Annotated in this window: 12 protein-coding genes; 7 read left to right on the top strand and 5 right to left on the bottom strand. The window is 59.4% G+C overall.

Features of this window, described 5'->3' with window-relative positions; translation table 11 throughout:
* Positions 1 to 12: 12 nt before the first annotated feature.
* The 4 genes from KGB20_RS20900 to KGB20_RS20885 form a co-directional block, all read right to left on the bottom strand.
* A complete protein-coding gene (locus KGB20_RS20900) occupies positions 13 to 507 on the bottom strand; it encodes a hypothetical protein (RefSeq protein WP_154908955.1) in 495 nt (164 codons plus the stop codon).
* 145 nt (positions 508 to 652) lie between these two features.
* On the bottom strand, positions 653 to 1,174 hold the full coding sequence (locus KGB20_RS20895) for a GNAT family N-acetyltransferase (protein ID WP_154908954.1): 522 nt from the start codon (positions 1,172 to 1,174) through the stop codon (positions 653 to 655).
* A 173-nt stretch (positions 1,175 to 1,347) separates the two neighbouring features.
* On the bottom strand, positions 1,348 to 2,328 hold the full coding sequence (locus tag KGB20_RS20890) for a LysR family transcriptional regulator (RefSeq protein ID WP_154908952.1): 981 nt from the start codon (positions 2,326 to 2,328) through the stop codon (positions 1,348 to 1,350).
* Between the two features lie 73 nt (positions 2,329 to 2,401).
* Positions 2,402 to 2,842, bottom strand: coding sequence for a carboxymuconolactone decarboxylase family protein (locus KGB20_RS20885; protein WP_150813834.1), 441 nt, complete (start codon positions 2,840 to 2,842; stop codon positions 2,402 to 2,404).
* Between the two features lie 204 nt (positions 2,843 to 3,046).
* Here KGB20_RS20885 and KGB20_RS20880 point away from each other — a divergent pair, with 204 nt between their 5' ends.
* The 5 genes from KGB20_RS20880 to KGB20_RS20860 all read left to right on the top strand — a co-directional run bounded on the left by KGB20_RS20880 (position 3,047) and on the right by KGB20_RS20860 (position 7,218).
* Positions 3,047 to 4,480: a PLP-dependent aminotransferase family protein gene (locus tag KGB20_RS20880; RefSeq protein ID WP_154908951.1), complete on the top strand. Its 1,434-nt coding sequence runs from the start codon at positions 3,047 to 3,049 to the stop codon at positions 4,478 to 4,480.
* A 123-nt stretch (positions 4,481 to 4,603) separates the two neighbouring features.
* Positions 4,604 to 4,897 carry an antibiotic biosynthesis monooxygenase family protein gene (locus KGB20_RS20875; protein WP_150813836.1) on the top strand — a complete coding sequence of 98 codons (294 nt, stop codon included), beginning with the start codon at positions 4,604 to 4,606 and terminating at the stop codon, positions 4,895 to 4,897.
* A 238-nt stretch (positions 4,898 to 5,135) separates the two neighbouring features.
* Positions 5,136 to 5,555 carry a cupin domain-containing protein gene (locus KGB20_RS20870; protein WP_150813838.1) on the top strand — a complete coding sequence of 140 codons (420 nt, stop codon included), beginning with the start codon at positions 5,136 to 5,138 and terminating at the stop codon, positions 5,553 to 5,555.
* Between the two features lie 228 nt (positions 5,556 to 5,783).
* Positions 5,784 to 6,497 carry an ATPase gene (locus KGB20_RS20865; protein WP_150813839.1) on the top strand — a complete coding sequence of 238 codons (714 nt, stop codon included), beginning with the start codon at positions 5,784 to 5,786 and terminating at the stop codon, positions 6,495 to 6,497.
* A gap of 145 nt (positions 6,498 to 6,642) precedes the next feature.
* Positions 6,643 to 7,218, top strand: a complete 576-nt coding sequence (locus tag KGB20_RS20860; RefSeq protein ID WP_154908949.1) for a hypothetical protein — start codon at positions 6,643 to 6,645, stop codon at positions 7,216 to 7,218.
* Between the two features lie 90 nt (positions 7,219 to 7,308).
* Here KGB20_RS20860 and KGB20_RS20855 read toward each other — a convergent pair whose 3' ends face one another.
* Positions 7,309 to 12,207, bottom strand: a complete 4,899-nt coding sequence (locus tag KGB20_RS20855) for an NAD-glutamate dehydrogenase (RefSeq protein ID WP_150813841.1) — start codon at positions 12,205 to 12,207, stop codon at positions 7,309 to 7,311.
* A 503-nt stretch (positions 12,208 to 12,710) separates the two neighbouring features.
* On the opposite strand from KGB20_RS20855, the gene KGB20_RS20850 reads away from it, so the two are divergent.
* Together KGB20_RS20850 and KGB20_RS20845 are read left to right on the top strand one after the other, a co-directional pair.
* A complete protein-coding gene (locus tag KGB20_RS20850) occupies positions 12,711 to 13,064 on the top strand; it encodes a hypothetical protein (protein WP_057715001.1) in 354 nt (117 codons plus the stop codon).
* A 286-nt stretch (positions 13,065 to 13,350) separates the two neighbouring features.
* The gene (locus KGB20_RS20845) at positions 13,351 to 14,310 is read left to right on the top strand and encodes an AAA family ATPase (RefSeq protein ID WP_057715002.1); all 960 of its coding nucleotides are present in this window, start codon (positions 13,351 to 13,353) and stop codon (positions 14,308 to 14,310) included.
* Positions 14,311 to 14,315: the final 5 nt, after the last annotated feature.

The raw sequence follows: 14,315 nt of genomic DNA, 5'->3' as shown, positions 1-14,315 counted from the left end.
TATGTCGAGATTTCAGGCACGCTCTCGGGGAATCAGGCTTTGCAGTTGTTGCGCCAGGAAGTTTGCATCGAACTCAAAAGTGTCCGGGTCTTTCAAGCCATTGGTCTTGCGCCACTGCCAGCCAGTGGATGGCGGCAGGCACACCAGTGACACGCTGCCATAACGTGCTGCTGTAAAGCCCATCACCGCCACGGAAATCTGCCCGCCGACACCCATCACCTCCGGCACGAATTCCACCGGTTTGCCAGCGATCAGGATGCTCAGCTTTTCGGTCTTGAACGGAGAGCTCTCCACCAGAACACTCGGCCCCGACGCGACGTACACTTCGCGGTTCACTTCGAGCAGGTCAGGTGCCTTGACCGGTTCCAGCCACTGCTGGATCTGATCGAACAGCGCACCAATGCGCTTCGCCCACTCGGCCGATTGCGACTCGAACACTTGCTTTTTGTGCGCTTCGCTTTCGGCATAGTGGCGAAGCATTTCGCCCAGTTGCTGTACATCGTCCATAGCGGTGTTCCTTTGGTTGAAGCGGTGTTGCGGATATCAAGCATGGCAGATGCGCGTGGCGGGCGTACGAGTAAAAGCGTGAGCGGTACTGCCACCGCCGGACCGAATGTGCAGGAGGCGGTGGCGTTCGCCCTGGGTGGCTGACTCAACCGGCCTTGGGCATGCGGCGCAGACGCGCCATGCTCAAGGTGTCCACCAGCACGCCGTCACGCACGGCGTAGTCGCGGTACAGGCCCTCGGTTTCGAAGCCGAACTTGCGGTACAGGGAAATGGCCGCTTCGTTGTCGGCATACACCGAAAGCTCGATGCGCTGCAGATTCATCCAGTTGTCGGCGATATCCAGCGCCGTCGCGAGCAGCTTCGAGCCCACACCCTTGCCCTGCCACGCCACCGCAACGCCCATGCCGAAACTGCCGGCATGGCTGCGACGAATGCGTGAGAACTGCTCCAGGCCAATGTTGCCGATGACCGTGCCTTGATGCAGGGCCACCACATTCACCAAGCGTTCGTTATCCAGCGCAAGGCGACTGCGCCAGAGTTCGGTGGACTGAAACGGCATTTGCAGGGTTTGACGGGCGATGGCCGGGTCGTTGTACAGCGCCGCAACGCCTTCGATATGGGATTCGTTGAAGCGTTTGAGGGTGATGACGGGTTCGGTGGCTGGCATGGGTGAATCATCCTTGAAGCAGACATGGCCGTTCACTCTACAACGCGACCTTCGTGTGTGGCGAGAAACAATGTGGGAGCGGGCTTGCTCGCGAATGCGGTTGACCAGTCACCTTCAATGTTGAATGTGATGGCGCCTTCGCGAGCAAGCCCGCGCCCACATTTTAATCGTGCTCAGCTTTCGAACCACTCCCGGCGCTCGCTGAAGGTGTTTTCGATCAATTCGACGATCATCCGTACTTGCTCGTCGTCCCCGGAATCAGCATTGACCGCCATCCACACCTGACGCCGCATTGGCTGGTCAAACAGGCCCGGCAAGGCAATCAGTCCGCGGTCGAAGTGGCTCATGTAGTGCGGCAGCAGGCCGATGCCGGCACTGCAATGGATCATCTCCAGCATCAGCTCCCAGGATTGCAGTTGCACCACCCCGGCCGGGCGCTGATCCACCAGCGTATTCCATGGCCGGAAGCTTTCAACCTGGCCGTCCTGCCGCCATTGCACCAGGAGAAAATCGGCCAGGTCATCCAGGCATTCCGGCCTGGAGGCAACCCGCGAGTAGCGCTTGGCAATGTGCGGCAGGTAATCGAGTTGCGCCAGGCGCCGGGGTTCGGTGGTGGCAAAGCTCGGTCCCGGCAACGGCGATCCGGTCTCGCCCAGCCACACCACCACGTCGGCGCTGACCGCCTGCAAAGCCAGCTCGCTGTCGAGCGTCATGATCTCCAGCCGAACGCTGGCGTTGCGCCGCAGCAGTGCAACCAGGTCACGTCCGAGAATGTCATGCAGGATCGAATCCGCCACGGCCAGGCGAATCAACGGCTGCTCGACCACCGGCAAACCGCGCTCATGGGCCAGGGCGATCAATTGTGCGTGCAAGCGCAAGCCATCGCGGCTGAGGCTCAAACCATTGTCGCAATGGTTGAACAGCGAACATTGGAGCTGCGTTTCCAGCAGCACCAGTTGCCTGCGCAGGCGCGTGGTCTTGATGTTGAGACTGCGGGCGGCCTGCATGAAGCAACCGCAACGGGCGCTGACGGTGAAACACAGCGCCAGTTCGGGGTCGATAGCCGCCGCCAACTGGCGCCAGGACGCATTTTTATCGATAGCTACACGATACTCCGCAGCCCCCTGGTGGGCGCTGGCTTCCATGAATGACATCGAGGACTCCCTGTCGATCTGACACTGACAGGTACATCCTGCGGATCGTTCATGAACCTGCTGTGACAATGACTCAGGCGCTGGGTGTCTGCCGAAAGCTCACGGCCAGGCGATTCCAGCTGTTGATGGTGGTAACGGCAATGGTCAGGTCGACCATTTCGCTTTCACTGAACTGCTCCCTGGCTTGCGCGTAGACATCGTCCGGCACATGGCTTTCGGAGAGCAAGGTGACCGCCTCGGTCCAGGCCAGCGCGGCTCTTTCCCGAGGATTGAAAAAGTTGCTGTCGCGCCAGACCACAATGGAATACAGACGCCGGTCGCTTTCGCCCAGGCGCCGTGCATCCACCGAGTGCATATCGGTGCAAAAGGCACAGCCATTGAGCTGCGAAGCACGAATCTTGATCAGGTGCAGCAGGGCCTGCTCGATACTCAGGCTGCTGGCCAGGGCCTCCATGGCGATCATGGCTTTCATCGCTTTGGGCGACGCGCTGTAGTAATCCAGACGGGGGTTCATGAGGCGATCTCGTGCAGGCGTGATGTGATCTTCACGGTAGTCGCTGGCGCAGGGGCATGACAGATCCAATCAGGCGATTTCCCCGGGGACCACCGCCGCCAGACCAATTGACGGTTTTTCCACTGCACAACTTCTGTACCACAAGCGGATAAGAGTAATCTTGCGCGACGCACACGCGCCCAACAGCCCCGGAGCCTCGCCGGTATGGAACTACATGTTGTCATCAACGGTCGCAAGGACCTGGCCGGCCAGCTGTACAACCAACTGCGCAGCGCTATCGAGTCCGGTCGCCTGACCGCCGGGACACAACTGCCCCCCAGCCGCTTGCTGGCCGAACAACTGGGTATTTCGCGCAAGACCATTTCCGACACCTACGCCCAACTGACTTACGAAAACTTCCTCACCGGGGTGGTCGGCAAAGGTACCTATGTCAACGCACGCTTGTCGAAGGTGCAGCGTAAACAGAACCACACCGAACTCGGCGGCTTCGAGGTGATCGAGTACTGGCGCAACCTGCCGGTGTTTCTGCGTCATCCGACCCTGGAAGGCTCGCTGCGCTACGACTTCATTGGTGGCGCCACCAGCAAGGGCCAGTTTCCCCAGGATGACTGGCGGCGCTGCACCTCTCATGCAATGCGCCAGATTGCCGGTTCCAAGGGCTTATACAGCCAGCCCGAGGGCTTGCCGGCGCTACGTAACGCCATTGCGCAGCACATCGCGTTCTCCCGCGGGGTCAATTGTCAGGATGAGGATGTGGTGGTGTGCAACGGCGCGCAGCAGGCGCTGGACCTGATTGCCCGGGTGCTGATCAGTCCGGGCAGCCTGGTCGCCATGGAAGACCCCGGCTACCCGCCGGCGCGCCTGCTGTTCGGCACCCATGGCGCCACCGTCATTGGCGTACCGGTGGACGCCGAAGGCATTGTGGTGGACCAGATTCCTCGCGGTACGCGCCTGATCTACGTCACCCCCTCGCACCAGTTCCCGCTGGGCATGCCGATGAGTCAGGCGCGCCGGGAAGCACTGCTGGCCAAGGCCCATGAGTTGGGTGCGATCATCATCGAGGACGACTACGACAGCGAGTTCCGCTATGAAGGCCGCCCCACCGATTCCCTGCAAAGCATGGATGAACGGGGAATCGTCGCGTACGTCGGGACGTTCTCCAAAACCCTGTTACCGGAACTGCGGCTCGGCTACGGGATCCTGCCGCCGGCGATCCTCGAGGCCGTGGTGCGCGCCAAGCAGCTCACCGACCTGCACACCTCGACCCTGCCGCAATGGGCGCTGGCCAAGTTCATCGCCGAAGGTTGCCTGCTCAAGCACATCCGGCGCTGCCATACGATCTATGCCGGGCGCCGCGAGCGGATCCTGACGCGCATGGCAGGCGATCTTTCGCCCTGGCTGGAGGCGGTACCGTCCACTGCAGGTTTCCACATGGTGGTGATGTGCAAAGTGCCGATGGATATTCCATTGGTGATCGAACTGGCGAAAAAAGTCGAAGTCGGGCTATATGCCATCGACAGCTTTTTCTATCAGGAAACGCCCAGGGCCGGGCTTTTTTTCGGTTTTGGCGCCATCGAAACCCTCGACATCGACATCGCCCTGGACCGTTTGCGCGACATCCTGCAGCAAGTGGCCTGACGGATTGGCCTGCGGTTTTATCCGGGGATTGGCTATTGGCGGTCCCGGGGGCCGGGCCTATCCTGCATAGGCGTTATCCCTCAATGAGCAGGATTCGTCCGGCCTGATTCAGGAGTGTGAGCAATGTCCCATGAAGTGATCAATACCGTACAGGTACAGGCCGCCGCCGGGCGCTCGGAAGAACTGGGTAAGCAACTTCAAAAGATTGTCGAAACCCTGCGTGAACTTCCCGGGTGCGAATCCTATATGGTCGACCGCTGCCCCGAGGACACCAATCGCTGGACCGTCAGCGCCCACTGGCAATCGGAAGAGGCCATGCGATCGCATTTCAACTGCCCGCAAGTCCAGGGTTTCATCGACCTGATCGATTGCCAACTGGCCAACTCCGTCGACTTCAACAGCTTTCCGATCCGCTAGCCCCCCCTGTAGGAGCGAGCTCGCTCGCGATGGTCGTCAACGATAACGCGTGCTTCCTGGTTAAACGCGGCGAATCTGAATCCATCGCGAGCAAGCTCGCTCCTACAGAACTCCCCCCCCGCTGGAGCGAGCCGCCCAGACATTGGTCCCCTGACCTTCCCGAATATTGGCTGTTTGATTGCCCCTCGCGGCGGACTAGATTGGTTCCTGACCACTTATCCAACGCAGGTAATGAACCATGAACGTTTTGCGCTTCTGTGCCGCTCCCCTTGTTGCCCTGACCCTGGCCGTCGGCGCCCCGGCATTCGCCCATGAAGCCGGCGACCCCTCGGAAAAAGTCACGGTATTGCAGGATCACATGCTGAAAAACGTGCCAGGCAAAAAAGCACTGATGATCGAAGTCGACTACAAGCCCGGCCAATCGTCCATCGCCCACAAGCACGACGGTACAGCCATGGCCTACGTCCTGTCGGGGTCTGTCACCTCTCAGGTGAAAGGCGAGAAAGCAGTGACGTACAAGGCGGGCGAATTCTGGTACGAAGCAGCTGGCTCCGAGCATCTGGTATCGAAAAACGCCAGCGCTACCGAGCCTGCCAAGTTGCTGGTGTTCATGGTGTTGTCGCCGGACGAACAGGTGCTGGTCCCCCTGAAAAACTGATCGCTGAACGAACAGCCATAAATAAACACGCCCAAATTTTCTATTCGGGCGTTTTTACTTCCCGGGGCAATTAACCCGACTTGTTTAAATCAAACAAAACTATAGCTCGACTGTTATCCACGCAATCGGCTGTTTCATTCTGCACTTCCCGCTTTAGTCTGGAACAACTGCCGATCAGTTCCGGCAACTTCAATTTCCTTACTAATGTTGTTTCACTGGAGTAACACAATGAAACTTGCACTTGTCAGTACGTTTACCCTATCAGCTGCACTTTTGGCTGGCTGCTCGGTTCCCACCGCACCCTCTGCGGGGCCTTCGCTGGAAAGTGTGTTCACCGAACCGGTCGGCCGCAGCAACGCGACTCGTATTCCCAACGGCAGCAATGTGGCCCTGGGCGTGGTGTACAGCCAAAACACCCAGGCTAACCGTGCCTATCTACAGAATTACCAAGCCAATGCCGGCACCGGCTTCGGCCAGAGCCTGCTGGTACGGGAGATCCACGACGCCTACGTCGCCACCTCCAGACCCGACCTTGCGGTGGATTGGGTCAAGGCCTCGCTTCAACGGCAATTCGGATCGGTCACCGTGTACCCGGACATGCAGAGCCTCAAGGCGGCGAAACCGGATGTGGTAGCCATTGTCGACAGCCGTAGCCAATTGATCACCTCGCGCAGTTCGGACGTCGAGTCCAAAGTCAGTGCCGATTTCTATGACAGCCAATTCAACTACATCGGCACGGCACAAGGTTATGACGCCAGAGCGCTCAGCCCGGTATGGGCGGACTATAAACGCAGTGAAGAGATTGTTGCCGATATTAACGAGCAACAAAACGTGCAAGTAAGGGCGCTGCAGAAGTTTGACCGGTCGCTCAGCAATTTATTGACCAGCCCGACAAGTAATGTCTCGATGATCGACACAGCGTCAGAGCTGAAACTGTATTAAGGCTGCGACAAATATTGTGAGTAAACCCCGACCGGGACAGGAAGGGTTTGCTCACAATCAATCAAGACCGCGACTTTTAAATAGCGGTATCTTCAGATCCGCGCTACAGCGCCAACTACCATTTTCTACAGACAAGGAAGTCCTCATGACTAAAGACCAGGAAAGATCCTTCATTGCCCGCATCACGTGCAATGGAATGGACATGACATTTTTTGACCAGATATTGAGCGCGGGTCATTTTGAAACTGGCGAACGCGGATCTCCGATCCCGCCAAATATAGTGACTACCTTTGAAGCCTATGATCCTGCAAGCCGGACAATGCGCCCTGTAGGTCGCAGAAAACAGACGGCCATGGTCATCCACTTCAGGTGTTATGACGACTACTACAACATGCAGATTCTGAGCGAAGCGTACTATCAGAAATATTTCAGCAAGAACGAACAAGACATCCTGGGCGCCTTCCCGGCCGCCGACGGTGATACCACATCCTTCAATTTGCTGGATGGCTATCATCGAATCATTACACTGGATGATTTGAACGCCTCTAAAGCCAGCGTTTATTTGAAAGCACGTAACGCCGGAATTATCAGACAAGAAATCTGGCGTGATCCGGCGTACAGCAGGTGCTTCACCGATATGTCTGGCGACACTGTCACGTTCGAGCTGGAAATTCTGGAAAGGCAGGTCTCTTCGCCCGCAAGCTCTACACCCTACAGCTGAGTTCCAAACATGGGCCGGCGTGTTGTCTTGCCTCTGGAATGAAAAAAGCCCCGCATCTCTCGATGCGGGGCTTTTTCATTCAACGCCTGATCAGGCAGCCGGTTCCAGCTCGGCGGCGGCAACGGTGGCAGGCACCACCGCTTGACCGCTCAACGCCAGGTCCAGCAGTTCGCGGTTGGCCACCGCGTACATGGCGTAGTCGGTGCCGCTGGCGGCACGGATTTCCACCAGCATGGCACGCCAGCGTTCGATCATGCCTTCATGCTGCTGCATCCACAGGTCCAGGCGTGTTTCCACCTCCTGGGAACCGTCGCCCTGTTGCAGGACCGAGATGGTGATCGCACGTTGCTGCCAGTCGACGTCATCACGGAACGCTTCACGGGCCAGGGCTTGCCAGTTGTTTTCAACCGGCAGAGCGCTGATCTGTTGCAGGTACCAGGTGATGTCCAGTGCACTGCCCACGGCGAAGTAGGCCTTGGCCACGTCGGCAGGATCCTGGCCGGTCACGTCGGAAGCCTCGATGATCGGCAGCAGCGTATACAAGTGCGTGGTGCCCGCCACCATGCGCGCCAGCAACTCCGGCACACCGGCTTCGACGTACGCCTGATAACGGGTCTGCCAGGTTTCGCGGATCTCGCCACTGAGCAATTCGTCGAGTTTGAGGCCCAACGCCGCCAGATGCGGACCGAAGTGCGCGACGTCACGGGCAGCGTTCTGCTCGTTGCGACGGGCACGCAGGAACCAGCGCGTGGCGCGACGGCCCAGGCGCATCAGCTCGTCCATCAGCTCCAGTTGTACGTCGGCGGAAACCTTGTAGTCCAGGTTTTCAATCTGACGGAACCAGTGCGGGAGGTGGAAAATGTCACGCACGATCACATAAGCACCGGCCACGTTCGCCGGGCTCATGCCGGTCGACTCTTTGAGTCGTTGAACGAAGGTGATGCCCATGTGGTTGACCAGATCGTTGGCGATCTGGGTGCTGACGATTTCGCGCTTCAGACGGTGACGACGCATCGCCGCGGAGAACTTGCTCACCAGTGTTGGCGGGAAAGCGGTTTCCATGTCGCGGGTCAGGTAGTCGTCGTCCGGCACCAGGGAGCCCAGCAACTGCTCCTTGAGGTCGATCTTGCTGTACGAGATCAGCACCGACAGCTCGGCACGGGTCAGGCCATGGCCTTCTGCGATGCGCTCGTTGATCGCTTCTTCGGCCGGCAGGAACTCGATGGCGCGATCCAGCTTGCCGCGACCTTCCAGGTCATTCATCAGGCGCTTGTATTCGGCAATCCGCGGCAATGCACGGCGGGCTGCCAACGACAGGGCCTGAGTCTGCTTGTAGTTGTTACCCAGCACCAGACCACCGACTTCGTCGGTCATGCTCGCCAGCAACTCATTACGTTGCTTGTCGGTCATGTCGCCGGCCTGAACCACTTCGTTGAGCAGGATCTTGATGTTCACTTCGTGGTCGGAGCAGTCCACGCCACCGGCGTTGTCGATGAAGTCGGTGTTGGAACCGCCGCCATTGAGGCCGAACTCGACGCGACCCAGTTGGGTCATGCCCAGGTTACCGCCCTCGCCCACGACTTTGCAGCGCAGTTCGTTGCCGTTCACCCGCAGTGCGTCGTTGGCCTTGTCGCCGACATCGGCGTGGCTTTCGCTGCTGGCCTTGACGTAAGTACCGATACCGCCGTTCCACAACAGATCCACCGGCGCCTTGAGCAAGGCGTTGAGCAGTTCGGTCGGGGTCAGCTTGTCGGCCTGGATATCGAAGCGTTCCTGCATCTGCGGGGAAATCGCAATGCTCTTCGCGCTACGGGAGAAGATGCCGCCGCCTTCGGACATGAGGCTGGTGTCGTAGTCCGACCAGGCCGAACGTGGCAGGTCGAACAGGCGCTGACGCTCAGCGAAGCTCGACGCCGGCTCAGGGTTCGGATCGATGAAAATGTGCAGGTGGTTGAACGCTGCGACCAGTTGCAGCTTGTCGGACATCAGCAAGCCGTTACCGAACACGTCACCGGCCATGTCGCCGACACCGACCACGGTGATGCTGTCTTCCTGGACATTGATGCCGCGCTCGCGGAAGTGGCGCTGTACGCCGACCCACGCGCCCTTGGCGGTGATGCCCATTTTCTTGTGGTCGTAACCGGCCGAACCACCGGACGCAAACGCGTCACCCAGCCAGAAACCGTAGTCGATGGCGATGCCGTTGGCGATGTCGGAGAAGGTCGCAGTGCCCTTGTCCGCCGCTACGACCAGGTACGGGTCATCGTCGTCATGACGCACGACGTTGGCCGGCGGCACCAGGGCGCCGTCCTTCAGGTTGTCGGTGATGTCCAACAGACCCGAAATGAAGATGCGGTAGCAGGCGATGCCCTCTGCCGCGATCTCGTCACGGCTGCCGCCCAGTGGCAGGCGACGCGGCAGAAAGCCGCCCTTCGCACCCACCGGCACGATGACCGAGTTCTTCACTTGCTGGGCTTTTACCAGGCCCAGGACTTCGGTACGGAAGTCTTCTTCACGGTCGGACCAGCGCAGGCCACCACGGGCCACGTTGCCGAAGCGCAGGTGCACGCCTTCGACGCGCGGCGAGTAAACGAAGATTTCGAACTTCGGTACAGGCTTGGGCAGCTCGGGAATCAAGTGCGGGTTGAACTTGAAGCTGAAGTACGACTTGTTATGGCCGTTGGCGTCAGTCTGGTAGAAGTTGGTGCGCAGGGTGGCCTTGATCAGGTCCAGGTAGCGACGCAGGATGCGGTCTTCGTTCAGTACCTGGACGTCGTCCAGGGCGCTGAGGATCGCGTGTTCCAGGCGTTGCTGCTTGTCTCCCAGATCTTCGCCGGTCAGCTTGCGCGCCAGGTAGAAACGGGTCTTGAACAACCGGGTCAGCTCGTGAGCGATGTCGGTGTGGTTGTTCAGGGTGCTGGCGATATAGCCCAGGTCGAAGCCCAGACGAATCTGCTTCATGTAGCGGGCGTAGGCACGCAGCAGCGCCACGTCGCGCCATGGCAGGCCGGCGGTCAGTACCAGACGGTTGAACCCGTCGTTCTCGGCATCGCCACGCACGATGTGGACGAATGCGTCCTGCAGCGTGTCGTTCAACTGCTGGATGTCGAGTTCCAGGCCTTCGGCGGCGGTGAACGCGAAATCGTGAATCCAGAACTCGCGGCCACTGTTGTGGCGCAGGCGATACGGGAACTCACCCAGCACGCGCAGGCCGAGGTTTTCCAGGATCGGCAGCACGTCGGACAGCGCCAGCGGGGTATCGGCGTGGTACAGCTTGCAGTGCAGCATGCGCTGGCCGGAAACCTGACCCAGCGGCTGGTAGAAGCTCATCACCAGCGGATTTTTTTCGTTGAGGCTCAGCAGGTGCTGCATGTCGACCACAGCCGAGTGGGCTGCGAAACGCTCGCGGTAACCGGCCGGGAAGCCTTTCGGGAAGTCGGCCAGCACGTTGGTGCCATGGGCTTCACCGAAGCTTTCAACGGTCAGGGCAGCGTAGTCGTCCTGCCAGCTGCGGCAGGCCTGCACCACTTCTTTTTCCAGCAGCAGCGGGTCGATATCGAGGCGGTTTTTCGGGTCGACGCGCAGAATCAACTGCACGCGGGCCAGCACGGACTCGGAGAAGAAGGTCCAGAACTCGCAGTCCGAGGCTTTCAGGCGATCCATCAGCACTTGCTGGATCTTCTGGCGCACTTCGGTGGAATAGATGTCACGCGGCACGTAGGCCAGGCAGTAGCAGAAACGGCCGTACGGGTCTTTGCGCAGGAACACGCGAATCTTGTTGCGTTCCTGGATCTGCACGATCGACATCACGGTGCTGAACAGCTCGTCCACCGGGGTCTGGAACAGATCGTCGCGCGGCAGCACTTCGAGCACCTGCGCCAGTTCCTTGCCCAGGTGTGCCTTGGCCTGGAAACCGGAACGGCGTTCGATTTCCTCGACCTTGCGGCGGATGTACGGGATCACCCGCACGCTCTCGCCATACACCGACGAGGTGTACAGACCCATGAAACGGCATTCCTTGATGACCTTGCCGTCGGCGTCGATTTCACGGATCGACACGTAGTCCGGGTAAGCCGGACGGTGTACACGGCTTGGGTGCGCGGCCTTGGCGAACGACAGCAGGGTCGGTTCGCGCAGGTAGTTCACGGCGTAGTCTTCGATGCGCAGGTCATCGTAGGTCAGGCCGGCACGCAGCAGCTTGGTCAGGCCGAGGAAGGAGTCCTTGTCGTAGACGATATGGCCGCCATCGGCTTCGTCGCTGACCACGAACTCTTCGTAGCCGAGGAAGGTGAAGTGGTTGCCCACCAGCCATTCCAGGAAGCTCTTGATTTCGTTCTTCTCGTCGCCATCGACGACGAACTGGCTGTTGTCCAGCTTGGTCAGGATGTCCTGGACCTTGGCCTTCATCGGCTCGAAATCGCCGACGGCCACGCGGACTTCACCGAGCACCTGCTCCAGCTCTTTGCTCAGCACATTGAGCTCGGCGGTGTTGGCGCAGCGGTCGATCTCCAGGTACATCAGCGATTCTTGCTGAATGTCGTCGCCCTGGGTGCCTTTAGGCAGGATTTCCAGCAACTCGCCCTTGCTGCCACGACGCACGCTCAGCACGGTGGTTTGCAGGGTATGGATGCTGTAGCCGCGGCGGTTCAGCTCGGTACGCACCGAGTCCACCAGGAAAGGCAGGTCGTGGTGCAGCACTTCGACCGCGGTATGGGTCGACTGCCAGCCGTGGCGTTCGTAATCAGGGTTGTAGACGCGCACTTGCGGCTGCGCGTGATCAAAGCGCTCAAGCATGCGCCATGCAGAAAGGGTGCAGCCAGCAAGGTCGGACAACCGACGCTGGGTCAGCTCGTCAAGGGAAATGATGCCGAAGAATTGTTCAGAAAACAGCGCCACTTGTGGCAGTGCCTGTTCACTGATGTGCTGCGCCAGTGCCGCTTGCAGTTGGTGCTGGAAGTCGGCTTTGCTGGCTGCGGTGAAGAACGCCATCTGTGGTACTCCGCTTGGGCTTGTTATTGATGAAAGCGTCGCGTGCAAAACCCCTTTCGGGGTGGTCCGTCACCCGGTTCCTGATTCTCGGGCAGAGGAAACAGGGTGACAGGTGGGTGAAGCTGGACGAGACACTCAGGTCACATTCACCTTCCGTGAATGGGCATCTGCAAAAACGACTGGACTGCGTGCAGCGCAATGTCTTTACGGGTGCTCATCCGTTGCGCAGCTTAACGAGTGCGGCAAGGCCCGTGCTTGCGGTGCTGCGACATATTCGGTCAACGGTACGCTGCTCAACGCATGCGCATCGAACAACACTAGCATTCGCACAGGAAAATGACGGTTTTCCGTCCGGTTTTACGGGACATGCGTACCAGAAATGACCAGTAACACTCTGGCCGTCCACGACCCGGTCATCGACACTCGGACAAGCAGAAATGTGCGCGGGCTGGCAGAATCGCCCGTTATTGCGTTTACCACGCCCGTCGAGTCAGGAATTCCCCATGAAAATGAAAACCGCCCTCTTGATCGTCAACCCTTGCGACGACGAAGAAGACAACATGGCCATGCTCTGCTGCCACAGCGACCAGGGCGAAATGTTCCTGATGAGCCGCTACCCGGATGAAGACGAGCTGGAAATCACTCTGGACGGCGAGCCTTCGACCCTCGATGGCGTGAAAGTCACCCTCAGCCCTTCCCTGCTGAAGATCGAAATTGCCGCGGCTGATGCCGATGCGCTCAATGGCGACGATGTACTGGAAATCACCTTTGATGCCGACATGGTGGATATGGATGAAGTTGAGCTGACCTTGAAGAACATTCTTGATGGCACTGGCACCTTCATTAGCCAGCTCTGAATATCAGCGCCTGTTCCGACCTCATCGCGAGCAAGCTCGCTCCCACATTTGATTGCATGCCTCAGTGACGGCGTGGTCCCCTGTGGGAGCGAGCTTGCTCGCGATGGCGTCAGTAAGCCCGCCACAATACTGAAATGGAACGAACCTCCAACAATTTCACCCATCTTTTCCCGCACTTTGCGCAAAATGCCGTTAGTCGCCACCCCCCGCGATGGATTAAAGTAACGCCCCCGGCCCTGGCGCATTTCGAACGTCCTCGGCCACCCTTTTGCAGGAACAGTCATCGATGGAACATCGTGAAGCGCTGCTAGCGCTGCGAACCTTTCTTTCAACGCAGATTCTCGGCCAGGAAAAACTCATCGAGCGATTGCTCATCGCCCTGCTCGCCGACGGCCATATGCTGGTCGAGGGTGCTCCTGGCCTGGCCAAGACCAAGGCCATCAAAGAACTTGCCGAAGGCATCGAAGCGCAGTTCCACCGCATCCAGTTCACCCCTGACCTGTTGCCGGCCGACATTACCGGTACGGAAATCTACCGCCCCGAAACCGGCAGCTTCGTGTTCCAGCAAGGCCCGATCTTCCACAACCTGGTATTGGCGGACGAAATCAACCGCGCCCCGGCGAAGGTCCAGTCGGCCTTGCTCGAAGCCATGGGTGAGCGGCAAGTCAGTGTCGGGCGCAGCACCTATGAGCTGTCGCCGCTGTTCCTGGTGATGGCCACGCAGAACCCGATCGAGCAGGAAGGCACCTACCCGTTGCCGGAAGCCCAGCTTGACCGGTTCCTGATGCACGTGAAAATCGGCTTTCCCGATGCCACTGTCGAGCGCCGGATTCTGCAGCAAGCCCGTGGAGAAGCCCTGAACGGCGAAGCGAAGCCTGAGCGTCGGGTTACTCAACAGACGATTTTTGTTGCACGCAAGGAAATCCTCGGTCTGTACATGGCCGACGCCGTGGAGGAGTACCTGGTACAACTGGTCATGGCCACCCGCACCCCGGCCAAATTCGACCCGGAGATGGCCGAGTGGATCGCCTACGGCGCCAGCCCCCGAGGTTCGATTGCCCTGGACCGCTGCGCCCGCGCCCACGCCTGGCTGGCCGGGCGTGATTTCGTCAGCCCGGAAGACATCCAGGCCGTGCTGTTCGACGTGCTGCGCCATCGCATCATTCTTTCCTTTGAAGCCGAAGCCGCTGGCATCGATCAGGACCGTGTGGTCCAGCGGATTCTCGACGTCGTAGCCGTCGCTTGACCCCG

The organism is Pseudomonas sp. BF-R-30 (assembly GCF_019956175.1).
GTDB classification, from domain to species: domain Bacteria; phylum Pseudomonadota; class Gammaproteobacteria; order Pseudomonadales; family Pseudomonadaceae; genus Aquipseudomonas; species Aquipseudomonas jessenii.
This window is presented reverse-complemented; position numbering and strand designations above follow the sequence as displayed.